Source organism: Rhizobacter sp. Root1238 (assembly GCF_001425825.1).
GTDB lineage: Bacteria > Pseudomonadota > Gammaproteobacteria > Burkholderiales > Burkholderiaceae_C > Rhizobacter.
This window is the reverse complement of record NZ_LMDM01000008.1, coordinates 70,826-93,910: the sequence shown is the minus strand read 5'-3', so window position 1 is coordinate 93,910 and position 23,085 is coordinate 70,826. Positions and strand designations below refer to the sequence as shown.

General features: G+C 70.6%; 21 protein-coding genes and 1 pseudogene. 13 read left to right on the top strand and 9 right to left on the bottom strand.

Annotated features, from left to right (window positions below):
• Window positions 1-103: 103 nt before the first annotated feature.
• Window positions 104-2,479: an alkaline phosphatase family protein gene (locus ASC98_RS08335; protein ID WP_056806920.1), complete on the top strand. Its 2,376-nt coding sequence runs from the start codon at window positions 104-106 to the stop codon at window positions 2,477-2,479.
• A 25-nt stretch (window positions 2,480-2,504) separates the two neighbouring features.
• On the opposite strand, the gene ASC98_RS08330 is transcribed toward ASC98_RS08335, so the two are convergent.
• On the bottom strand, window positions 2,505-3,494 hold the full coding sequence (locus ASC98_RS08330; RefSeq protein ID WP_056819852.1) for a LysR family transcriptional regulator: 990 nt from the start codon (window positions 3,492-3,494) through the stop codon (window positions 2,505-2,507).
• 113 nt (window positions 3,495-3,607) lie between these two features.
• Between ASC98_RS08330 and ASC98_RS08325 the strand changes: the two genes are divergently transcribed.
• From ASC98_RS08325 to ASC98_RS08270, 12 genes are all read left to right on the top strand, one after another.
• Window positions 3,608-5,074, top strand: a complete 1,467-nt coding sequence (locus ASC98_RS08325; RefSeq protein ID WP_056806913.1) for a form I ribulose bisphosphate carboxylase large subunit — start codon at window positions 3,608-3,610, stop codon at window positions 5,072-5,074.
• A gap of 115 nt (window positions 5,075-5,189) precedes the next feature.
• Window positions 5,190-5,624 (top strand): ribulose bisphosphate carboxylase small subunit, encoded by a 435-nt coding sequence (locus tag ASC98_RS08320; RefSeq protein WP_056806911.1) that lies wholly within the window; start codon window positions 5,190-5,192, stop codon window positions 5,622-5,624.
• A gap of 49 nt (window positions 5,625-5,673) precedes the next feature.
• Window positions 5,674-6,552, top strand: a complete 879-nt coding sequence (cbbX, locus tag ASC98_RS08315; protein ID WP_235581210.1) for a CbbX protein — start codon at window positions 5,674-5,676, stop codon at window positions 6,550-6,552.
• A 246-nt stretch (window positions 6,553-6,798) separates the two neighbouring features.
• Complete coding sequence (locus tag ASC98_RS08310; protein WP_056806905.1) at window positions 6,799-7,551, top strand: HAD-IA family hydrolase; 753 nt, start codon at window positions 6,799-6,801, stop codon at window positions 7,549-7,551.
• Window positions 7,548-8,249 (top strand): ribulose-phosphate 3-epimerase, encoded by a 702-nt coding sequence (rpe, locus tag ASC98_RS08305; RefSeq protein WP_056806902.1) that lies wholly within the window; start codon window positions 7,548-7,550, stop codon window positions 8,247-8,249. Before ASC98_RS08310 ends, rpe begins: the two co-directional genes overlap by 4 nt.
• Entirely contained in the window at window positions 8,249-8,920 is a 672-nt protein-coding gene (locus ASC98_RS08300) for an HAD family hydrolase (RefSeq protein ID WP_056806899.1), read from the top strand. Before rpe ends, ASC98_RS08300 begins: the two co-directional genes overlap by 1 nt.
• A gap of 14 nt (window positions 8,921-8,934) precedes the next feature.
• The gene (locus ASC98_RS08295) at window positions 8,935-10,008 is read left to right on the top strand and encodes a class 1 fructose-bisphosphatase (RefSeq protein WP_056806896.1); all 1,074 of its coding nucleotides are present in this window, start codon (window positions 8,935-8,937) and stop codon (window positions 10,006-10,008) included.
• A gap of 10 nt (window positions 10,009-10,018) precedes the next feature.
• Window positions 10,019-10,897 carry a phosphoribulokinase gene (locus ASC98_RS08290; RefSeq protein WP_056806895.1) on the top strand — a complete coding sequence of 293 codons (879 nt, stop codon included), beginning with the start codon at window positions 10,019-10,021 and terminating at the stop codon, window positions 10,895-10,897.
• A 102-nt stretch (window positions 10,898-10,999) separates the two neighbouring features.
• The gene (locus ASC98_RS08285) at window positions 11,000-11,926 is read left to right on the top strand and encodes an alpha/beta fold hydrolase (protein WP_056806892.1); all 927 of its coding nucleotides are present in this window, start codon (window positions 11,000-11,002) and stop codon (window positions 11,924-11,926) included.
• Complete coding sequence (locus tag ASC98_RS08280) at window positions 11,923-13,293, top strand: HAMP domain-containing protein (RefSeq protein WP_056806889.1); 1,371 nt, start codon at window positions 11,923-11,925, stop codon at window positions 13,291-13,293. The genes ASC98_RS08285 and ASC98_RS08280 overlap by 4 nt, the downstream gene beginning before the upstream one ends.
• On the top strand, window positions 13,290-13,919 hold the full coding sequence (locus ASC98_RS08275; protein ID WP_056806886.1) for a response regulator transcription factor: 630 nt from the start codon (window positions 13,290-13,292) through the stop codon (window positions 13,917-13,919). The genes ASC98_RS08280 and ASC98_RS08275 overlap by 4 nt, the downstream gene beginning before the upstream one ends.
• A gap of 154 nt (window positions 13,920-14,073) precedes the next feature.
• Window positions 14,074-14,691, top strand: coding sequence for a M48 family metalloprotease (locus ASC98_RS08270; RefSeq protein WP_082541860.1), 618 nt, complete (start codon window positions 14,074-14,076; stop codon window positions 14,689-14,691).
• 18 nt (window positions 14,692-14,709) lie between these two features.
• Here ASC98_RS08270 and ASC98_RS08265 read toward each other — a convergent pair whose 3' ends face one another.
• The 8 genes and pseudogenes from ASC98_RS08265 to ASC98_RS08230 form a co-directional block, all read right to left on the bottom strand.
• Window positions 14,710-15,837, bottom strand: coding sequence for a methyl-accepting chemotaxis protein (locus ASC98_RS08265; protein WP_056807005.1), 1,128 nt, complete (start codon window positions 15,835-15,837; stop codon window positions 14,710-14,712).
• A 35-nt stretch (window positions 15,838-15,872) separates the two neighbouring features.
• On the bottom strand, window positions 15,873-16,529 hold the full coding sequence (locus ASC98_RS08260; RefSeq protein ID WP_056806881.1) for an HAD family phosphatase: 657 nt from the start codon (window positions 16,527-16,529) through the stop codon (window positions 15,873-15,875).
• A gap of 35 nt (window positions 16,530-16,564) precedes the next feature.
• A pseudogene (gene pabB, locus ASC98_RS08255) lies at window positions 16,565-17,758 on the bottom strand (aminodeoxychorismate synthase component I); the annotation flags it as partial.
• Window positions 17,759-17,762: 4 nt separating this feature from the next.
• On the bottom strand, window positions 17,763-18,296 hold the full coding sequence (gene fae / locus ASC98_RS08250) for a formaldehyde-activating enzyme (protein ID WP_056806877.1): 534 nt from the start codon (window positions 18,294-18,296) through the stop codon (window positions 17,763-17,765).
• Window positions 18,297-18,304: 8 nt separating this feature from the next.
• Window positions 18,305-19,117 (bottom strand): formylmethanofuran dehydrogenase subunit C, encoded by an 813-nt coding sequence (locus tag ASC98_RS08245; protein WP_056806875.1) that lies wholly within the window; start codon window positions 19,115-19,117, stop codon window positions 18,305-18,307.
• A complete protein-coding gene (gene fhcD, locus ASC98_RS08240; protein WP_056806871.1) occupies window positions 19,114-20,028 on the bottom strand; it encodes a formylmethanofuran--tetrahydromethanopterin N-formyltransferase in 915 nt (304 codons plus the stop codon). Before fhcD ends, ASC98_RS08245 begins: the two co-directional genes overlap by 4 nt.
• Window positions 20,025-21,707 carry a formylmethanofuran dehydrogenase subunit A gene (locus ASC98_RS08235; RefSeq protein ID WP_056806868.1) on the bottom strand — a complete coding sequence of 561 codons (1,683 nt, stop codon included), beginning with the start codon at window positions 21,705-21,707 and terminating at the stop codon, window positions 20,025-20,027. Before ASC98_RS08235 ends, fhcD begins: the two co-directional genes overlap by 4 nt.
• Window positions 21,704-22,969, bottom strand: coding sequence for a hypothetical protein (locus ASC98_RS08230; RefSeq protein WP_056806865.1), 1,266 nt, complete (start codon window positions 22,967-22,969; stop codon window positions 21,704-21,706). Before ASC98_RS08230 ends, ASC98_RS08235 begins: the two co-directional genes overlap by 4 nt.
• Window positions 22,970-23,085: the final 116 nt, after the last annotated feature.

Genomic DNA, 23,085 nt, shown 5'->3' with positions numbered 1-23,085 from the left:
TCCCCGCGGCGCCGGCATCGCTTCAGAACGTTTCAGCGAACGCCCATGGTCAGGCGGCCGAGGGGTTCGCAGAATTTTCACTCCTTCAACCGGGAGTGAAACCATGAACGTCGAGAGCACCTCTTCGCTGGGGAATCTTTACTGGTATCGCCACGATGGCTGGGAAGACGGCACCGAGCGCTGGACCGGCAGGAACCTGGTCGGCCAAGGCGGCTGGCAGGCGTACAAATCGGTCTTCGCGACCAGCGGCGGCATCCTCTACGCCATCGACTGGGACGGCAACCTGCACTGGTACCGCGACAACGGCTGGACCGACGGCACCGAGCGCTGGGAGCTGTCGCGCGTCGTGGGCCGCGGTGGCTGGGCCGGCTACCGCACCGTGTTCGCGACCAGCGACGGCATCCTGTATGCCGCGGACTTCGACGGCAACCTGTACTGGTATCGCCACGACGGCTGGCAGGACGGCAGCGAGCGCTGGAGCGAACGCAAGCTGGTGGGCCGTGGCGGCTGGGGCATGTACGCCAGCCTGTGCGCAACCAGCGACGGCGTGCTCTACGGCGTGACGCCGGACGGCGATCTCGAGTGGTATCGGCATGACGGCTGGCAGGACGGCAGCGAGCGGTGGACCGGCAAGCAACAGGTCGGCAACGGCGGCTGGGACCGATACGCCAGCGTGTTCGCCACCAGCGACGGCCGGCTGTACGGCACAACGCCGGACGGCAACCTCTATTGGTACCACCACGTGGGCTGGCGCGATGGCAGCGCGCGCTGGGCCGGCGGGAACCTGGTCGGCCGCGGCGGCTGGGACGGGTACGCCAACGTCTTCATGACGAGCGACGGCATCCTGTTCGGCGTCGACAACAACGTCGCGTCGCGCGTCAAGCACATCGTCTACCTGATGCTCGAGAACCGCTCCCTCGACAACGTGCTCGGCTGGCTCTATGCGGACGGCCAGCGCCCGGATCGGGTGATGGCGCCGCCCGACAACAACGCCCCGGACTTCAACGGCCTGCACCCCGAGACCTTCTACAACCTGGACCCGCAGGGCGTGCGGCACTGGGTCACGAAGGGAACGAAGAACACCTGGGTGCCGGAGTGCGACCCGAATGAAGACTACACGCACGTCACGAAGCAGCTGTTCGGACGGCACGAGAATCCGCCCCGCGGCGAACCTGCGGGCATGGGCGGGTTCTACAACGACTTCGTCGAGGACAGCTGGCGCTACGGGCACGAGCAGATCATGCAGACCTACACGCCCGCCGAGCTGCCGGTGCTGAACGGCGCGGCGCGTCACTATGCCGTCTCCGATGCGTACTTCGCCTCGGTGCCCACGCAGACCAACTGCAACCGCGCGTTCGCCGCCACCGGCAATTCGCTGGCGCCCAATCCGGATGCGGGCGGCGCGCTGCAGGCCTGGGTCGACAACAACATGTGGTTCGAAGGCACGAACTGGCTCTACTTCAACCAGCGCACGATGTTCAACGTGATGTCGGACGCCGGCATGAACTCGACCAACGACTGGATGGTGTTCGCCAGCGAGGCCTGGACCGTCATGAAAAAGTGGTGCTTCACGCGCGACATCCTGACCCAGCTGGGCGATTCGAAATTCGATCCGCACTTCGACATGCTCGATGCCTTCCTGGAGCGTGCCCGCAACGGCAAGCTGCCGACCGTGAGCTTCCTGGAGCCGTCCTGGGGTTATGGCTACACGCGCCACGGCATCGGCAAGCAAGGCACCGACTACCATCCGCCGGAAAACGTGGCGCCGGGCGAGGATTTCGTCGCAACCCTGCTGAACGCGCTGAGGTCGGGGCCGCAATGGAACGAGACGCTGCTGATCATCAACTTCGACGAACACGGCGGCACCTACGACCACGTGGCGCCGCCGTGGAAGGCGGCGGTGCCGTGGGGCGGGGAGTCGGCCACGCCGCCGCCGACGGCCAGCGAGCTCGGTTTCGGATTCGACCGGTTCGGCGTGCGCGTTCCGCTGATCCTGGTGTCGCCCTACATCGAGCCGAACACCGTGTTCCGCGCCCGCGCCGGCCAGCCGTTCGACCACACCTCGGTCATCGCGACCATCCTGAAGATGATGGGCATCCCGCGCAGCGAGTGGCAGCTCGGCAACCGGGTTGCCAACGCGCCGACCTTCGAGTCGGTGCTGACGCGCAGCGTGCCGCGCACCGACATGCCGCCGATCGAGCCGAGCGCCGCAGCGCAGGCGGCGGTCGCGGCCGGCCCGACGATCGATCCACCGCCGTCCGGCCTGCAGCTGGAGATCGCGTCGCGGCTGATCAGGCACTGCCTGTCGCTACAGGCCCAGGCGGCCTTGGAGTTCCAGCCGTCGACCGTGACGGCGGGCGTCGGGGTGAGGGATGACGCGTTCGCATCCCTGGGCCAGGTGAAGAAGGTCTCCGAGCTGGCCGCGCTGGTGGAGCGCGCCGTGCGCGAGTCGTCCCCGCCGAACGGAACGCCGGCCTGAGTCGCCGCCCGGCCCGCCAGGGCCGTCAGCGGCGGCGCGCGGGCACGGCAGCGGGGGGCGACGGCGGGGCGGCCGGCTTCCGCCGCTTGCGGCCCAGCGCGCGCATCTGCGCATCGATCAAGCCCTGGCCCTCGTCTTCGAGGAACTGCTTGAAGGCCGCGCTGACCCGCGGCAGGCGGCGCGTCGCGAGGTGCATCGCGTACCAGTCGCGCTGCAGCGGGTTGCCGGCCATCGGCAGCAGGTCCAGCAGGCCGGCCTCGAGCTCGAGCGCGCAGGTGTGCAGCGACAGGAAGGCCACGCCGAGGCCGGCCGCGCACATGTGCTTGATGGCTTCGTTGCTCGACAACTCGGAGTCGATGCGCAGCGGCACGCCGGCGTCCTTGTAGAGCCGCTCCAGCGTCGTGCGCGTGCCGGAGCCGCGCTCGCGTGCCAGCAGGTTGGCGTCGACCAGGTCGGCCAGCGTCGGCTTGCGCCGGGCCATCAGCGGATGCTTCGGCGACGCGAGGAAGGCCATCGGGTGCCGGGCGAACGCCACCGCGCTCGTCTTCAGCTCGGCGGGCGGCCGACCCATGATCGCGAGATCGACCTCCTGCGCCGCCAGCATGCGCACGATCTCGTCGCGGTTGCCGACCTGCAGCTTCACCTTCACGTCCGGGTGCTGCCCGGCAAAGGCCACCAGCAGCGGCGGCAGCAGGTACTCCGCGGTGGTGACGGCGCCGACGCGCAGCGTGCCCGAGAACAGGCCCTGCTGCGCCGCCATCTCGTCGCCGGCCTCGCGCCACAGGTCGAGGATGCGCGCCGCGTAGCCGGCCATCAGCTCGCCGGCCGCCGTCAGGCGCACGCCGCGGCCGGCCTTCTCCAGCAGCGGCGCACCGGCGGTCTCTTCCAGCAGCTTCAGCTGGATCGACACCGCCGGCTGCGTCAGGTGCAGCTCGCTCGCGGCACGCGACACGCTGCCCAGGCGCGACACGGCATGAAAGGCGGCGAGCTGGCGGAAGGTGGCGTTCTTGAGCATCAGTCGAAGCTTATGGGTTGACGAAAAGAATTCACTTTTTTGCATGCGTTGCGGTTTCTACAGTCGGTGCATCAGCAAGGGAACCAGCAAGAGAACCAGCAAGGAGAGTGCCCATGGGCCACATGAAAGATGCCACGCAGATCACCGACGCGAAGAAGCGCTATTCGGCCGGCGTGCTGAAGTACGCCCAGATGGGCTACTGGAACGCCGACTACGAGCCGAAGGCGACCGACATCCTGGCGCTGTTCCGCATCACGCCGCAAGACGGGGTGGACCCGATCGAGGCCGCCGCCGCGGTGGCCGGCGAGTCGAGCACCGCCACCTGGACGGTGGTCTGGACCGACCGGCTGACCGCCTGCGACATGTACCGCGCGAAGGCCTACCGCGTCGAGCCGGTGCCGAACAGCCCCGGCCAGTACTTCTGCCACGTGGCCTACGACATGAGCCTGTTCGAGGAAGGCTCGATCACCAACGTCGCCGCGTCGATCATCGGCAACGTGTTCAGCTTCAAGCCGCTGAAGGCCGCGCGGCTCGAGGACATGCAGTTCCCGGTCGCCTACGTGAAGACCTTCGCCGGCCCGCCGACCGGCATCGTGGTCGAGCGCGAGCGGCTCGACAAGTTCGGCCGGCCGCTGCTGGGCGCCACCACCAAGCCCAAGCTCGGGCTGTCGGGCCGCAACTACGGCCGCGTGGTCTACGAAGGCCTGCGCGGCGGGCTCGACTTCATGAAGGACGACGAGAACATCAACTCTCAGCCCTTCATGCACTGGCGCGACCGCTTCCTGTTCGTGATGGACGCCGTCAACAAGGCGAGTGCCGCCACCGGCGAGGTCAAGGGCAGCTACCTGAACGTGACCGCCGGCACGATGGAGGAGATGTACCGCCGCGCCGAGTTCGCGAAGTCGCTCGGCTCGGTGATCGTGATGATCGACCTGGTGGTGGGCTACACCGCGATCCAGTCGATGAGCCACTGGTGCCGGCAGAACGACATGATCCTGCACCTGCACCGCGCGGGCCACGGCACCTACACCCGCCAGAAGAACCACGGCGTCAGCTTCCGCGTGGTCGCGAAGTGGATGCGGCTGGCGGGCGTCGACCACATCCATGCCGGCACCGCGGTCGGCAAGCTCGAAGGCGACCCGATGACGGTGCAGGGCTACTACAACGTCTGCCGCGACACGCACACGGTGGTCGACCTGCCGCGCGGCATCTTCTTCGCGCAGGACTGGGGCGCGCTGAAGAAGGTGATGCCGGTCGCTTCCGGCGGCATCCACGCCGGCCAGATGCACCAGCTGCTCGACCTGTTCGGCGACGATGTGGTGCTGCAGTTCGGCGGCGGCACCATCGGCCACCCGCAGGGCATCCAGGCCGGCGCCACCGCCAACCGCGTTGCGCTCGAGGCGATGGTGCTGGCGCGCAATGAAGGCCGCGACATCCGCGAGGAAGGCCCCGACATCCTGGCCGAGGCGGCCCGCTGGTGCGGCCCGCTGCGCGCCGCGCTCGACACCTGGGGCGAGGTCAGCTTCAACTACACGCCGACCGACAGCTCCGACTACGTCCCGACCCTCGCGGTCGTTTGATGGGGCACCCGGCGTCACGGGTACGTGACACCACCCGCCGAGCGGGTGCTCGGCCGCCTTGGGGCGGCCCGGCGCCGGCCGAGCGCGTCTGACCAACCTCTGCGGAGCTAGCACCATGCGAATCACCCAAGGCACCTTCTCGTTCCTGCCCGACCTGAGCGATGCGCAGGTCGCCGCCCAGGTCGAGCACGCGCTGCGCCGGGGCTGGGCCATCGGCATCGAGACCACCGACGACCCGCACCCGCGCAACACCTTCTGGGAGATGTTCGGCAACCCGATGTTCGACGTGTCCGACGCGGCCGGCGTGATGCTGGAGCTGCGCCAGTGCCGCAAGACCTTCCCCGACCACTACATCCGCCTGACCGCGTTCGACTCGACGCACGGCACCGAATCGGTGGTGCTGTCCTTCATCGTCAACCGGCCGAAGCACGAGCCGGGCTTCCGCTTGATCCGCACCGAAGAGGCGGGACGAAGCTTGCGATACAGCATCGAAAGCTACGCCGTGCAGCGCTCGCCGGAAGGCGAACGGTACGGAATGCGCCAGGAGTGAGCGCCGCATGAACGAGGACCGCGACAGTCTGTGTCAGCCGCCGGGCGAGATGCCGGAGGCGTCGGCCGCGCGCGCGATGCTCGACCAGCTCGACGCCGAGCTGATCGGCCTCGCGCCGGTGAAGGGCCGCATCCGCGACATCGCCGCGCTGCTGCTGATCGACAAGCTGCGCGCCGAGCAGGGGCTGCAGTCGCAGCCGCCGTCGCTGCACATGTGCTTCACCGGCAACCCCGGCACCGGCAAGACCACCGTCGCGCTGCGCATGGCCGAGGTGCTGAAGCAGCTGGGCTATGTGCGCAAGGGCCACCTGGTGGCGGTGACGCGCGACGACCTGGTCGGCCAGTTCATCGGCCACACCGCGCCGAAGACGCGCGAGGTGCTGAAGAAGGCGATGGGCGGCGTGCTCTTCATCGACGAGGCCTACTACCTCTACAAGCCGGAGAACGAGCGCGACTACGGGCAGGAATCGATCGAGATCCTGCTGCAGGTGATGGAGAACCACCGCGACGACCTGGTGGTGATCCTCGCGGGCTACAAGGACCGCATGGACGGCTTCTTCTCGAGCAACCCCGGCATGGCCTCGCGCATCGCGCACCACATCGATTTCCCCGACTACAGCGAGGCCGAGCTGATGCTGATCGCGCGGCTGATGCTGACCCGCCTGAACTACCACTTCGACGCCGCCGCCGAGCCGGCCTTCGCGCGCTACCTGAGCCTGCGCCGGCAGCAGCCGCATTTCGCGAATGCGCGCTCGATCCGCAACGCGCTCGACCGCATCCGGCTGCGCCATGCGACGCGGCTCTTCACCGCCGACCTTCGCCTGACGCGCGAGCAGCTGTGCACGCTGCAGGCCGAGGACGTGCTCGCGAGCCGCGTGTTCGCCGGCCCGGGTCTAGGGCCTGTTAACACGACGGGAAGGCTCGCGTGACTCATCAAAAGGGCACCCGCAAGGCGCACGGCGCAGCCCAGGCTTGTTGCCTGGGCAAGCCGTGCAACGCCGCGGGTGCCCTTTTGATGAGATCACCCTTCGGGCCGGTGCCTGCCAAGGCGCTGGGCCGCGTTGCGCCGCTTGCCCGGGCACAAAGCCCGGGCCGCGCGTCGCGCCTTGCCCAGCGCCTTGGCAGACACCGGCGCGAGCCTTCCCGTAGTGTTAACAGGCCCTAGGAGCATCGCCATGAGCGTGGAAGCCCTGATCTTCGATGTCGACGGCACGCTGGCCGACACCGAGGAAGCGCACCGCATCGCGTTCAACGGCGCGTTCGACCAGCACCGCCTCGGCTGGACATGGACGCGCGCCGACTACCGGCAGCTGCTGGAGGTGGCCGGCGGCAAGGAGCGCATCGCGTCGTACATCGCGTCGCTGCCGCTGGGCCCGGGCGAGCGCCAGCGCCTGCTGGCCCTGGTGCCGCAACTGCATGCCGACAAGACGCGCCTGTACGGCGAGGTGGTGAACGCCGGCGGCGTGCCGCTGCGCGACGGCGTCGAGCGCCTGCTGAACGAGGCGCTGGAGCAGGGCTGCCACCTGGCCATCGCCAGCACCACGACGGCCGCCAACATCAACGCCCTGCTGAACGCCACGCTGGGCCCGCGCGGGCTCGACCTGTTCGCGGTGATCGCCTGCGGCGACCAGGTGCGCGCGAAGAAGCCGGCGCCCGACATCTACCGGCTGGCGCTCGACACGCTGGGCCTGCCGCCCGAGCAGGCGCTGGCGGTCGAGGACTCGGCGCACGGGCTGCGTGCCGCCACGGCGGCCGGCCTGTGGACGCTGGTGACGCCGACCTTCTGGACGCAGGACGGCGATTTCCGCGCGGCCGGCCTGCTGCTGCCGGACCTCGGCGACCTCGGCTTCGACGAGCTGGTCCGCATCGCCCGCCCGGCCCGGCCCGCGTCGCCCGTGCAGGCGCTCTACCGCGAGACCACCCGATGAACCCCGCCATCCGCATCGCCCCCAGCCTGTTGTCGGCCGATTTCGCGCGCCTCGGCGACGAGGTCCGCGCGGTCATCGACGCCGGGGCCGACCTGATCCATGTCGACGTGATGGACAACCACTACGTGCCCAACCTGACGATCGGCCCGATGGTGTGCCAGGCCATCGCGCCGCACTGCCGGCGCGGCGGCCAGCCGGTGCCGATCGACGTGCACCTGATGGTCAAGCCGGTCGACGCGCTGGTCCCGATGTTCGCGCAGGCCGGCGCGTCGATCATCTCGTTCCACCCGCAGGCGAGCGAACACGTCGACCGCACGATCCAGCTGATCCGCTCGTTCGGCGTGAAGGCCGGGCTGGCGCTGAACCCGGCGACGCCGCTGAACCTGCTGGACCACGTGCTCGACCAGCTCGACCTGGTGCTGCTGATGAGCGTCAACCCGGGCTTCGGCGGCCAGGCCTTCATCGAGGGCGTGCTGCCGAAGATCGAGGCGGCGCGACGGCGCATCGACGCGAGCGGGCGCGACATCTGGCTCGAGGTCGACGGCGGCATCAACGCGAAGAACATCGCGCGCGTGGTGGCCGCCGGCGCCGACACGCTGGTTGCCGGCTCGGCGGTGTTCAGCGGCGGCGACTACCCGAAGGCGATCGCCGCGTTGTGCGTCAACGCGCAGCGGCGCGACCTGGCCGAAAGCGCGTGATGCGGATCGCCGCCCTCTGCTTCGACCTCGACGGCACGCTGGTCGACAGCGCCGCCGGCGTCGCGCTCGCGCTCAACACCGCGCTGGCCGAGGACGGCTTGTCGCCCTTCGACCTGCCGACGGTGCGCGGCTGGATCGGCGACGGCCCCGACGCGCTGATCGTGCGGGCGCTCGACGCCAGCGGGCTGCACGACCTGCCGGCGCTCGCGGCCCGCCTGCGGCTGCGCTTCGACGCCGCCACGCTGGCCGCGCCGTCGGCGCAGGGCAACGCCTACCCCGGCATCGCCGCGCTGCTGGCACGGCTGGCCGGGCGCTACCCGATGGCGGTGGTGACGAACAAGCCGACGCCGCTGGCGCGCGCGGTGCTGGACGCCGCCGGGCTGCTGCAGCACGTCGCGCAGGTGCATGGCGCCGACACGGCGGCGCAGCGCAAGCCGTCGCCGCTGCTGATCCAGCAGGCGGCGCGCCGCTTCGGCATCTCGGCTGCCGGCGTGCTGATGGTCGGCGACGGCCCGGCCGACCTGGCGACCGCGAGCGCCGCCGGCAGCCCCGCCGCGTGGGCCGGCTGGGGCTACGGCCCGGCGCCGGTCGCGCCCGCCGGCGTGTGGCGGCTGGCCGCACCCGCCGACCTGCTCGCCCACCTGCCGGTGCGCACGCCGATTCATCAGTGACCAGGAGACCCGCCATGCTCACCGGAGGACGATCGACCCTGACCCAGTTCCTGATCGAGGAACGCCGCCACCATCCCGAGGCCACCGGTGACCTGAACGCGCTGATCACCGACCTGTCGCTCGCCTGCAAGACCATTGCGCGCAAGGTCGCGTACGGCGCGCTGGACGGTGTGCTCGGCAGCGCCGGCACCGGCAACGTGCAGGGCGAGGAGCAGAAGACGCTCGACGTGCTCGGCAACGCGCTGTTCCTGCGCGCCACCGAATGGGGCGGCCACACGGCCGGCATGGTGTCCGAGGAACTCGAGGCGCCGTACACGCTGCCGCCGGAGCACCCGCGCGGCAAGTACCTGCTGCTGTTCGACCCGCTCGACGGCTCGTCGAACATCGACGTCAACGTCGCGGTCGGCAGCATCTTCTCGGTGCTGCGTGCCGTCACGCCGGGGCAGGACCCGCAGCCGCAGGATTTCCTGCAGCCGGGCACGCAGCAGGTCTGCGCCGGCTATGCGATCTACGGCCCGTCGACCATGCTGGTGCTGACGCTGGGCCGCGGCACGCATGCGTTCACGCTCGACCCGCTGCTCGGCGAATGGGTGCTGAGCCACCCCGGCCTGCGCATCCCCGAGAAGACCTGCGAGTTCGCGATCAATGCGTCGAACAGCCGCTTCTGGGAGCCGGCCGTCAAGCGCTACGTCGACGAATGCCTGGCCGGCCAGACCGGCACGCGCGGCGCCGACTTCAACATGCGCTGGATCGCCTCGCTGGTGGCCGAGACGCACCGCATCCTGATGCGCGGCGGCGTGTTCCTGTACCCGCGCGACAGCAAGGACCCGTCGCGCGCCGGCCGGCTGCGGCTGCTGTACGAGGCGAATCCGATCTCGTTCCTGATCGAGCAGGCCGGCGGCGGCGCGAGCACCGGTCGTTCGCGGCTGATGGAGGTGAAGCCGGAAGCGCTGCACCAGCGCATCGGCTTCGTGTTCGGATCGCGCCACGAGGTGGCCCGCATCGAGACGTACCACCGCGACGAACCGGCCGCGAACTACGACTCGCCCTTGTTCGGCAAGCGCGGCCTGTTCGCGGCCACCGCCTGAAGGAAGCGCCATGTCCGCCAGGCACCCCATCATCGCGATCACCGGCTCGTCCGGCGCCGGCACCACCTCGGTCACGAAGACCTTCGAGAACATCTTCCGCCGCGAGGGCGTGGCGGCCGCCATCGTCGAGGGCGACAGCTTCCACCGCTACGACCGCGAGGCGATGAAGGCGGCGATGGCCGAGGCCGAGCAGAACCACCAGCCGCACTTCAGCCACTTCGGCGACGACGCGAACCTGTTCGCCGAGCTGCAGGAGCTGTTCCGCAGCTACGCCGAGACCGGCAGCGGGCACAGCCGCAAGTACCTGCACAACGACGAGGAGGCCGCGCCGTACAAGCAGCGGCCCGGCACCTTCACCGCGTGGGAGCCGCTGCCGCCGAGCAGCCTGCTGTTCTACGAGGGCCTGCATGGCGGCGTGACGACCGACAAGGTCGACGTGGCGCGTTTTGCCGACCTGCTGATCGGCGTGGTGCCGGTGATCAACCTGGAGTGGATCCAGAAGATCCACCGCGACCGCAGCACGCGCGGCTACTCGACCGAGGCGGTGACCGGCGTGATCCTGCGCCGCATGCACGAGTACGTGGAATACATCTGCCCGCAGTTCACGCGCACCCACATCAACTTCCAGCGCGTGCCGGTGGTCGACACCTCGGACCCGTTCATCGCGCGCACCATCCCGACGGCCGATGAAAGCCTGGTGGTGATCCGCTTCGCCAACCCGCGCGGCATCGATTTTCCGTACCTGCTGTCGATGCTGCACGACTCGTTCATGTCGCGCGCCAACACGCTGGTGGTGCCGGGTGGGAAGATGGAGCTGGCGATGCAGCTGATCTTCACGCCGATGATCATGCGGCTGGTGGCGCAGCAGAAGAACCTGCTGGCGGCGTGAACCCCCCGTTCGCCCTGACCCTGTCGAAGGGCCTGCTCACATCGAACCGGGGCTTCGACGAGCTCGGCCCGAACGGGGATCTCCGTTTACGATCCCCCCGCCATGCTCTACGCCGAAACCGCACCGTACCGCGTGCACGCGCTGCACGTGTCGGGTGGCCACGTGTTGCATGTCGAGGAAAGCGGTCACCCGGATGGCATCGCGGCGGTGGTGCTGCACGGCGGCCCGGGCTCCGGCAGCTCGCCGCTGCTGCGCCGCTTCTTGGACCCGGCGCGCTTCCGCATCGTCAGCCCCGACCAGCGCGGCGCCGGCCGGAGCCAGCCGCGCGGCAGCATCGTCGACAACACCACCGACCACCTGGTCGCCGACCTGGAAACGGTGCGCGAGGCGCTCGGCATCGACCGCTGGCTGGTGGTCGGCGGCTCGTGGGGCGCGACGCTCGCGCTGGCCTATGCAGCGGCGCATTTCGGCGCGGTGACGGGGCTGCTGCTGCGCGCCACCTTTCTCGCGCGCGAGCAGGACATCGCCGGCTTCTTCCAGCCCCGCGATGGCGAGCATGCCGAGGCGTGGACGCAGTTCGCCGCCGTGGCACCGGCCGACCAGCGCCACGCGTTGCTGCCCTTCCTGGCGCGCGGCCTGGCGGCCGATGCCGACACGGCGCGCCGCCTGGCGCTTGCGTGGTGGCGCTGGGAAAGCACGCTGGCGACGGGCACCCTGGCGCAGCCCGAGCCGTCGGGCGCCGCGCTCGACGCGCAGGTCGACCGCTACCGCGTGCAGAGCCACTACCTGCTGCACCGCTGCTGGCTCGATGCGCCGCCGCTGCTCGACCGCTGCGATCGCCTGCCCGTCGTGCCGACGCTGCTGCTGCACGGCACCGAAGACCGCATCTGCCGCCCCGAGGCGTCGGTCGCGGTGCACGGGCGCCTGCCGCACGGCCGCTTGCGCCTCGTCGAAGGCGCGGGCCACGACCCCACCCATCCGGCGATGGCGCAGGCGATGGTCGAGACGTTGGACGGGTGGTCCTCATGAGCTTGAGACTCAAGATCCACCTGATCGTCGGGCTGCTGACGCTGCTGTTCCTGGTCGTGATGCTCGGCCTGCAGCTGCGCAGCATGCGCGAGTCGGTCAACGAGGAGGTGGTGGCGGCCAACCGCGTCGCGTCGCAGTTCATGAACCGCACGGTGTGGCGCTATGCGGCGCAGGGCACGCCGGCGGTGCTCGGCTTCCTGCAGGGCATGGGCCGCGTGCGGTCGAACGACATCACGCTGCTCGACAAGCAGGGCACGGTGCTCTACACCTCGCCGAGCTCGCCGTACAAGCCGGGCCGCGATGCGCCCGACTGGTTCGATGCGCTGGTCGCGCCGCCGCCGGCGGTGCAGTCGCTCGAGCTGCCCGACGGCCGGCTGACGGTGCAGGCGAACGCGTCGCGCGCGGTGCTCGACGCGTGGGACGAGGCCATCGTGCTGGTGTTCGGCGCGGTCGTGACGCTGGTGGTGCTGAACGGGCTGGTGTACTGGCTCGTTGGCCACACGGTGCGCCCGTTCGGCCGCATCGTCGCGGCGCTGAACCAGCTGGAGGCCGGCCGCTTCGACGTCGTGCTGCCGCCCTTGCCGGGCGCCGAGGCCGGCACCATCGGCAAGGCCTTCAACCGCATGGTCGGCATGCTGCAGGGCCACATCGAGACCGAACGCCGCGCGGTGCGCGCCGAGCTGCAGCTGTCCGAAAGCCGCGAGCTGACGCGCTGGGTCGACCACCAGATCGAGCAGGAGCGCCACCTGATCGCACGCGAGCTGCACGACGAACTGGGCCAGTCGGTGACGGCGATGCGCAGCATGGCGCTGTCGATCGCGCAACGCATGCGCGCGCTCGACCCGCAGGCCGAGCAGGCGGCGCGCCTGATCGCCGAAGAAGCCTCGCGCCTGTACGACGCGATGCACGGCATCATCCCGCGGCTGACGCCGCTGGTGCTCGACACCTTCGGCCTGGCCGATGCGCTGGCCGACCTGGCCGAGCGCACGCGGCGCAGCCACCCCGGCGCACGGATCGAACTGCAGGCCGACCTGGCCGGCGTGCCGCTCGGCAGCGAAGCGGCGCTCGCGCTGTACCGCGCCGCGCAGGAGGGCCTGACCAATGCGCTGCGCCATGGCCAGGCGCAGCGGGTCGACGTGCGGCTGCAGGCGTTGGCCGACGGCGTCCTGCTCGAACTCGTCGACGACGGCGCCGGTCTGGCCGCCGACTGGGCCGACAAGAAGGGCCACCACGGCCTGCGCTGGCTGGCCGAGCGCGTGCAAGGCCTGGGCGGCAGCTTCGAGCTGCTGCCGCATTCCCCCCGCGGCGTGCGCCTGGCGGTGCGCCTGCCGGGGCCTGTTCCCCGAACCGAGGCGGTCCCCGAATGATCCGAGTGATGCTCGTCGACGACCACGCGCTGGTGCGCATGGGCTTCCGCATGCTGCTGGCCGATGCCGGCATCGACGTGGTGGCCGAGGCCGACACCGGCGAACAGGCCTGCGCCGACTACCCGAAGCTGAAGCCGGACGTGGTGGTGATGGACTTGTCGATGCCCGGCATGGGCGGCCTGGAGGCGGTGCGGCGCCTGCTGGCGCAGGACCCGAAGGCGCGCGTGCTGGCGCTGTCGGCGCATGAGGACACCGCGCACCCCCGGCGGGTGATGCAGGCCGGCGCGCTGGGTTACCTGACCAAGCGCGGCGCGCCCGAGGCGCTGATCGCCGCCGTCAGCGCGGTGGCGGCGCACCGGCCTTATGTCGATCCGCAGACCGCCCAGGTCCTGGCGCTGGCCCAGGTGAAGGGCGATGCGAACCCGGCCGAGATGCTGAGCGAGCGAGAGTTCTCGGTCTTCATCCAGCTGGCGCGGGGCCTCGGCGTGGCGCAGATCGCCGCCAACCTGAACCTGTCGCCCAGCACCGTCGGCACGCACCTGTACCACGTGAAGCAGAAGCTGGGCGCGAGCAACCAGTCGGAGCTGACGCTGGTGGCGCTGCACTGGGGCCTGATCCAGGCCTGATCGCGGCCCCTGCCGGCGCCGAAGGCACCGCGTTTGCCCGTGCATTCCGGCACGGCGCCCCCCGGTTCGCGGTGAATGCTCGGGTAAACCCTTGAATCGGGCCCGGTTCTTGCGCCGTAATCGGGCACGAGGTTCTGCGCAGGAGCGACACGGCATGCGTTGGTGGTGGTTGATCGCAATGGCACTGGCGGCGGGCGTCGCGCGTGGCGAAGAAGACATCGCGCAGGTGCTGGCGCGTTCGCAGGCCGCGCAACTGGAGCGGCTCGCGCCGGCACCGGTCGAGAGCGAGCGGGCGCAGAAGGTGCGCGACAGCTTCGACAGTCTGGTGCGCACGCTGGGGCTGGAGGGGGCCGCCGAATTGCGCGTGGTGCGCGGCGCCACCGTGGCCGAAACGCTGCGCGGCCGGGTGGTGATCGCGCACGAGGCGATGGGCGACTGGCCGGAAGAAGGGCGCATGTTCGTGCTGGCGCACGAATTGGGTCACGTCGCGCTGGCGCATTGGGCGCAGATGGGCGAGATGTACCAGAAATGGGTGCCCGGCAGCGTCACGGCCGACCAGACCGATCCGATTGCCGCGCGGCTCGGGCGCGAGGCCTCGGCGCTGGCCTACCAGCAGGAGTACGAGGCCGATGCGTTTGCATTGCGCACGCTGGAGGGCCTCGGGGTGCAGCGCGACGCGGTGTTCTCGGCCCTCATGCGCATGGGCGCGAGCCGGGACACCGCCACCCACCCCGGCACGAAGCGGCGCCTGGCCGCATTGCGCGCCCAGTAGCCCGGGTACGACGGGTCGTCATTCCACCCTGAACGAGCTCATCGCTTCGGTGAGCCGGCCTGACTGACCCTTCAGCGACAGCGCCGACGCCGCCAGCTGCTCGACCAGCGCGGCGTTCTGCTGCGTCATCGTGTCGAGCTGCGACACCGCCTGCTGCATGCGGCCGATGTCGCCGCCCTGCGATTCGCCGGCCTGCGCGATGCCGGCGATCAGGCTTGCCACCTGGCCCACGCTGTCGACGATCTCGCGCATCGTGCGGCCGGCGTCCGCCACCAGCTGCGACCCGGCGGTGACCTTCGCGCTCGAATCGCCGATCAGCGCCTTGATCTCGCGCGCCGCGGTCGAGCTGCGCTGCGCGAGGCTGCGCACCTCCTCGGCCACCACCGCGAAGCCCCGGCCCTGCTCGCCGGCGCGCGCCGCCTCCACCGCCGCATTCAACGCGAGGATGTTGGTCTGGTACGCGATGCTGTCGATCACGCCGATGATCTCGGCGATCTTGCCGGCGCTGGTGTTGATCTCGTCCATGCGCACGATCACGTCCTGCATGGTCTGCGCGCCGCGCGCCGCGATCTCGCTGGACCCGGTGACCACGCTGCGCGCATCGCGCGTGCTGTTCGAATTGCTGCTCACCGTGGCGGCCAGCTGCGCCATCGAGCTGACGGTCTGCTGCAGCGCGCTCGCCTGCTGCTCGGTGCGGTTCGACAGGTCGGTGTTGCCGCTGGCGATCTCGTCCGATGCGGTGTTGACGCTCTCCACCGTCTGCCGCACGTCCATCACCATCGTGCGCAGCTTCTTGCGCATGCCGTTCAGCTCGGCGCGCAGCCACGAGATCTCGTCCTTGCCCGACGACGTGATCCTGGTCTCGAGGTCGCCGCCGGCGATGCGGATCACGCACTGCACCGTCGACTCGACCGACTCCTTGATGCTGCCTCGGATCAGCCAGCCGGCCAGCAGCGCGACGCCGCAGCCGGCCACGGCGCACAGCATGAACCACCACGCGGCCGCCTCGGCATCGAGCTTCGCGCCCGCGGCGAGCTGCTGAATCGTCCAGGCGGCGGCGCCGCCCAGCAGCAGCACGATCACGCCCATCGCGACGAAGCCGATCATCACCCGCCTGACCAGGCTGACCTGTCGAATCCATTCCATGTCTGTCTCCTTGTTGTTGTGCGGGACGCCCGCGGTCACGGGCCCTGGTCGAGCACCGGCCAGCCGGCCCGCAGCGCATGCGCGCGCAGCACCGGCTCCGGCCTCACGGCCACCGGGTGCGAGACCGCCTGCAGCAGCGGCAGGTCGCTCGCAGCGTCGGAATAGAACCAGGATTGCTCGAACGCCCCCAGGCCGCCGGGCCGCGGCAGCCAGGCCAGCACGCGGCTCAGCTTGTGCTCGCGGTGGCAGGGCTCGCCGTCGATCTCGCCGGTCAGGACGCCATCGCGCCACTCGCCTTCGGTCGCCAGCACCTGCGGGATGCCGAACAGCCGCGCGAACGGCTCGGCGATGAAGCGGGTGGTCGCGGTGACGACGGCGCACCGGTCGCCGGCCTCGCGGTGGCGCGCCACCAGCGCCTGCATGTCGCGCGGGATCTGCGGCGCCATCGCGAGCTCGAACTCGCCGCTCCACGCGTCGATCTGCGCGCGCGCAAACGCCGACAGCGGCGCCACCGTGGCCCGGTGCATCGCGCGGATGTCCAACGTTCCCGCGACGTACTGCTGGCAGCAGGCGAGGTAGGCCGCGGGCGCCTCGGGCGGCAGCACGCCGCGCTGCGCGAGGAAGCGCGTCCATGCCATGCCGCTGTCGAACGGGATCAGCGTGTGGTCGAGGTCGAACAGCGCGAGCTTCATCGCGCGCTGTGTTCCAGGGGCCGCAGCGGCTGGGGCAGCCCGGTCAGGAAGCGCGCCTTCAGCAGGCATTCCTCGAACTCGTCGTCGGCGCGGCTGTCGAGCACGATGCCGGCGCCGATGCCCAGCCGTGCCGGCCGCAGCCCACCGGCTTCGGCGCCGAGCGTCAGCGTGCGGATGGCGACGCTGAGGCAGAAATCGCCGAGGCGCGCATCGCCCTGCGGCGCCCCGAGCCAGCCGATCGCGCCGCAGTACAGGCCGCGCGGCGTGGTCTCCAGGGCTGCGATCAGCTCCATCGTGTGGTGCTTCGGCGCGCCGGTGATCGAGCCGCACGGGAACACCGCGCGCAGCAGCTCGGGGAAGCCGACCTCGGGCCGCAGGCGCGCCTGGATGGTCGAGGTCATCTGGAACAGCGTCGCATACGGCTCGATCGCGAACAGCGACGGCACCGTCACCGAGCCGGTCTGCGCGACGCGGCCCAGGTCGTTGCGCAGCAGGTCGACGATCATCAGGTTCTCGGCCCGGTTCTTGATGTCGAGCTGCAGCAGCCGCGCGGTCTCGCTGTCGCTCTCCGGCGCGGCGATGCGCGGGGCGGTGCCCTTCATCGGCCGCGCGGTCAGCAGCCCGGCGTCGTGGCGCAGGAACAGCTCGGGCGAGCGCGACAGCACGTGCGTCGTGCCGCGCCCGTCGTCGGGCAGCGCGATCAGCGCGCCGAAGGCCACCGGCTGCCGCGCGCGCAAGCGGCGGTACAGGTCGACCGGCGAGCCGTGGGCCTCGCCATGCAGCCGGTACGTGTAGTTGACCTGGTAGGTCTCGCCGCGGCGGATCGCTTCGTGGATGCGGGCGATCGCGCGCGTGAAGCCCGGCCGGTCGACGCTCGGCCGCAGGTTCGTCACGCCGCAGTCCGCATCCCCGCCGCGCGAGGCCAGCCAGGCCTCCACCTCGTCGCTCGACAGGCGCGCGAGGTCGCGGAACATCAGCACCCGCAGCGACGACGCATCGTCCGGCCGCAGCGTCGCATGCCCCGCCTTCAGCAGCTTCGCGCCCCATTCGTAGTCGGCCAGCAGCACCGCATGCAGCCCGGCGCGCAGGTCGGTGTCGACCGCCTCCCACATGGCCTCGAGCCGTGACGGATCGACACAGCGGTGCTCGCGCTCGTAGCCGGTGCAGAGCCGGCTGATCGGATTGCCGCGCGTCGCGTGGCAGTCGTCGAGCAGCGCGAAGCAACTCATTCCCCTAACTCCAGTCGTCCATGTCGTGCTTGATCTTGTGGCGGTTGGCGATCAGCTCGTCGACCGACGGCTCGTTGTTCAACGCACGCCGCAGCGCGAGCTTCGTCGCCTCGTGGTTGGTGCGGTACATGTCCTTCTTGTCGAGGTTCGGGTCCTTCGCGCAGCGCGGGTCGATCCACACCAGGCTGATGATGCACAGCTCGTTGGCGATGTCCTTCGGGATCGTGCCGTCGATCAGGCAGTCGACGATCGCATCGGCGGTGGCGCTTTGCACGACGCCGCCATACAGGTCGATGTTGGCGAAGTCCTTCAGCGTGACCTTCGGGACGATGATGGTCGCGGGCCGCACCAGCTGGTTGCAGGCGCGGATCGCGAACATCGCGGTGTGGCCCTTGCTCTGCGCCATCATGTTCGCGAAGGCCTGGCCGACCGGGCCGTCGGTGCGGCCGATCAGGATCTCGGGCATCGCGTCGGTGAACTGGCCTTCGCGTGCGAACACCGTCGCCTCGCCGGCGTGGAAGAGATAGGTCTTGCTCATGGTCTGCCTCAGGTTGCCAGGATCAGTTCGCCGCGGCCGTCGGAGGCGAGGTCGCCGAGGTGCCGCGTGATGGCGCGCGACGGCAAGGTTTCGAAGGGGCCGCCATGGCGCGCGAGGTCGCGGGCCAGCAGTTGCCAGAACACCAGCGCGTCAGCGACCGCGGGCACGAAGGTCGGCGCGATCTGCGGTGCGGTCGTCGCGAACACCAGGCTGCCGCGCCGCATGCCGTAGCCCACATGCGCGCCGGCCCGCCCGCCGATGCCGATGGTGCCGGCGACCATGCGCGACGCGAGGAAGTCGCCGGCGTCGCCGAACACCAGCGCGGTGCCGCGCCGCATGCGGTCGCCGAAGCGCTGGCCGGCGTTGCCGGTGACGACCAGCGTGCCGCCGCGCATGCCGTCCATGCTGCCGGGCAACGTGCTGGCCGCGAAGTCGCCGGCATCGCCATCAATCGTGAGTTGCCCGCCCGCCATCTCGCAACCCGCCAGCAGGCCGACCGCGCCGTTCACGCGCAGCTCGCCGCCGGTCATGCAGCCGCCGGTGTAATGCCCGGCCGGGCCGTCGACGATGAGGCGGCCGCCCGCCATCTGCCAGCCGACGCGGTCGAAGCGCGACAGGTCGCCGACGAAGCGCAGCGTGCCGTCGTCGCCGTCGGGCTCGACCTTGAAGAACTCCGCCAGCGGCACCAGCGCCCGCCCATGCCCGACAGGCACCTGCTCGACCTGCGCCACCGACCGCCCCGCCAGCGCCGCCGGCAGCACGCCGCGCAGGTCCACGCGCACCGCAGGCGCGTGCTTCAGGCTCAGGCGAAACCCGCTCATGCCGCGGCCGGCGCAGCAAGCAGCTTGCGCAGGTGGAAGTGGAAGGGGCCGAGCTTGCCGCCGTAGTTGCCGGCCGAGATGCGCAGCAGCCCGCCGGCCGCACCGATCGCGATGCCGGCCTGCATGCCGGCGCGCATCGCCGCGCCGACGTCGGCCTCGGTCAGGCCGTCGATCACGATCTCCATCACGCAGCGCGTCTGCGGCGTGATCTCGCTGCGCGCCGCGAGGCCGTGCAGCCCGGGGCAGAACGCATCGTTGGTCGAAGCGCCGAGCGTGGCGTACTTGCTGCCGACCTTCGAGCCCGAGCGCACCACGCCGCCCGGGAACGGCATGATCACGTTCGGCAGCGCCTTCATCGCGGCCACCGCGGCCTCGGCCACCGCGAGCGCCGCGTCGGTGTCGGTGCACATCAGCAGCAGGTTGCCGCCGCCGACGCACTTGACCACCGCCGTCGTCTCCTGCGCGACGAACTCGCCGTCCATCACCGGCACGCGCCAGTAGCGCACGCCGTTGATCACCTTCGAGATCTGCCAGCCGTCGCCGAAGAAGCGCAGGTTCTTGCCGAGCGCGATCGCCTCGCCGTCGGCGATGCCGGCGAACACGGCCGTGGTCGGGCAGGTCAGCACGCACTGGCCGACCCGCCGCTCCACCTGCTTCGCGAGCTCCTTGCCCGACATCGAGAAGATCAGCACGCTGACGCCGGGCCGGCCATCGGGCGTCTCGGCGGACCCCAGTTCGCGCTCGATGCCGGCCTCGCAGCCGCAGGCGATCACCGAGGTCGCGAAACCGGTGGCCGATACCGCGGCATTCAGCGCCCAGCTCAGGTTGTGCGCGGTGATGACCAGCCGTGTGGCCTTCATCGGAAAGGCCTCGGCAAAGCTGTCGTCGATGGCGACGCCATTCTCGATCATGGTGTCGTCTCGAAGCAGGCGGCCGGCAGCAGCCGACCACCGTTGCAGCAGGTGCACAGCTCGTCGCGATCGATCGCCACCGCATCGAAGTTCACCGACCCGTGCGACGCCAGGTGCTGCCGCAGGTAGCGCTCGATGCCGCGGTCGTACTCGGGCTCGACGAAATGCGTGCCGCCTGTCGGCACCGCGGTGATGCGGCCGGCGTGCGCGACCAGCGTGCCGTCCTTGTAGACGCGCTCCGGCGTGCTGAACATCGCCTCGCGGTCGGCGTTGTCGCGGTACACCGCGATGTCGGCCGCCGCGCCGATACCCAGCTGGCCGCGGTCCCGCAAGCCCAGCAGCCGGGCCGGGCCGGCGCGCGTCATGATCGCGATCTCGTGCAGGCTCAGCTCGCGCGTGATCGAGCCGAGCGCGCTGTGCGCCGCCACGTCCGGGTGGATCTTCGCCAGCTGCTCGTTGCGGAAACTCTTGTCCATCAGCAGCCGGATCAGGTGCGGGTAGCTGGTGAACGGCCCGCCGTTCGGATGGTCGGTGGTCAGCGCGACGCGCCACGGGTCGTCGACGAGCAGGAAGATCTCCAGCCCGATCGCCCATTGCAGCGCGTTGACATAGCTCTGCTCGCGGTAGCGGAACGGCACCACGCCGCAGCCGGCATCGCATTCGATGTCGGCGCCGATCCACTTGCGCGGGCTCGCGAGCCCCGACTGCGCATGCTGGCGCATCGTGTCGCCCGACGCGGTGACGGTCTGCCCGAACATGATCTGGCCGACGTCGATGCTGACGTTCGGGTTGGCGTTCACCGCCTCTGCCAGCTGCGCCGCAGCCGACGAGAACTTCTTCGCGCCCTCGGTGCCGTAGGCGTGGAACTGCACGTGCGTCAGGTGCGCCGGCAGGCCTTCGAGCGCGGCGATGGTGGCCAGCGTCGACTCGATGTTGCCGGCCACCCCCAGGTTGCTGCCATGGATGTGCAGCGGGTGCGGCACGCCGAGTTCGCGCAGCGCGCGCGCCAGCGTGTGCACCACCTGACGCGGCGTGACCTGCCAGTGCACGTGGTTCTCGTCGACGTTCAGCTTGCGCTGGTTGAACTTGAAGGCCGAGATGCCGGCCGGGTTCACCACCTTCACGCCGAGCGCCTTGGTGGCATGGATGGTCCACGCCGTGTAGTCGCGGATGCGCTCGAAATCCTGGCCCTCGGCCAGCATCTGCAGGAACAGCTCGTCGTTGCCGAGCATCACGTAGGCGCCGTGGTCGAGGATCGGCGTGTCGCCCATCTCCATGTGCGTGTGGCGCGCGTTCGACGGCATCATCGCCGGCTCGAAGGCCGCCGTGTAGCCCATCTCGACGTAGCGGTAGCCGGTGGCCAGCGTGCCCGGCGTGCAACCGCCGCACGAGGCCAGCTCCAGCGGATTGGTCGGCAACGCGAACGGCTCGGCACCGCGGCGCTGCATCTCCGGCAGCAGCAGCCGCGACAGGTTGACCTTGCCGCCGCCGATGTGGGTGTGCATGTCGATGCCGCCGGCCATCACGACGCAGCCACTCGCATCGACCTCGTCGTCGACTGCTTCGTGGGGCGTGAGCGCGGCGATGCGGCCGTCGCGCACGACGACATCGCGCACGACCGGCGCGCGGTCGTTCGCCGGATCGATGACCAGGCCGCCGCGCAGGCGCAGGCTGCTCATGCCAAGGCCCCCGCGATGCGGTCGACCACGCTCGCGAGCGTCGGCAGGCCGTCGTCGTGCACCGCGAACAGCGGCAGCATCACCGAGCCGTCGGCGCGGAACAGGTGCCCCGGCGAGCCGATGCCCGGCGTCGACACCGGGATGAACACCGACGCGGTCGACGTGGCCAGGTCGGGGTGGCCGAGCACGACGGTCGGCAGCGTGGTTGAGGGCGGCGTCACCTCGGGATCGAAGCTGGAGACCCACAGCAGGCTGTCGACCGCACGCTCGTCCAGCAGGCGCTGTGCGTCGAAGCACAGCGGCTCGTGTTCGAGGCCCAGCGGTCCGGCGCGCGAGCGCAGCGGCAGGCCCGACAGCCAGGTGAACACCTGGTTCACCGTGCCGGCGCCGTTGCCGCCACCCAGCCACAGTGCCGCGGCGCGCGTGCGCTGGTTCAGCGTGTTGACGACGCGGTGCAGGCCCTCGACGATCAGCGCGCCCTGCGGCGGCAGCCGGCGGGCCTCGCCGACGATCACCGCATAACGCGCCTGCTGCAGTTGCGTGGCCAGCGACTGCAGCGCGGCGGGCGCGTCACGCACCGCACGGCCGGCCACCAGCGCCGACAACAGCGCGACGGTCGCGAACAGGTCGCCGTGCAGCGGGACCGATGCCACCGTGACGCCCGGCCGCGTACGCAGGCCGGCCAGCACTGCGTCGTCGGCCGTGCTGCCGCCGAGCACCACCACCTGCCGCTGCGGCACCAGCGCTTCGCCGACGCCGCAGCGCTCGAAGAACTCCGGTGCCTGGTCGACCGGCGTGCCGCCGACGCACAGCAGCAGGTCGGCGCGCGTGCGCACCTCGCCCAGCGTCGTGAAGAAGCTGCCGCGGTCCTGCGTCGCGCGCAGTGTCGTCATCAGCGCCGCACCTTCGGCTGCGTCGCTGATCGCTCCTGTCCGGCAGGCCAGTCGGTACAGCGCGCGGGCGCCCGACACATCGGTGCCGAGGCCGCCGAACAGCGGTTGCCGGCTGGCGGCGAGCACGCGGGCGGCGACCGCGACGGCCTGGTCAAGGGAGCAGTCCTGTCCGTCCACACGCGGCGAGGCCGTCGACGGCCGAGCGGTGAAGCGCGTCAGCGCACGCCGGGCGCAAGCGCAGCCGGGCCCCGACAGCGTCAGCGCGCCCGACGCGTCGACCTGCACGGCGGAGGTGTCGCACAGCAGCAGGCAGAACGGGCAGGTCCAACGCGTGGCGCCGGCGCGCGAGGGCACGGGGGTGTCGGTCATTGCCTGCTTCAACGCAAGCGATGTGCCACGAGGCAACACCGCGCAAACCCCTATCCGGCAGCTGCTGCGCCGGCCGGAACCGAGACACTGTGTCGCGTTTCTGGCCGATCGAGGCG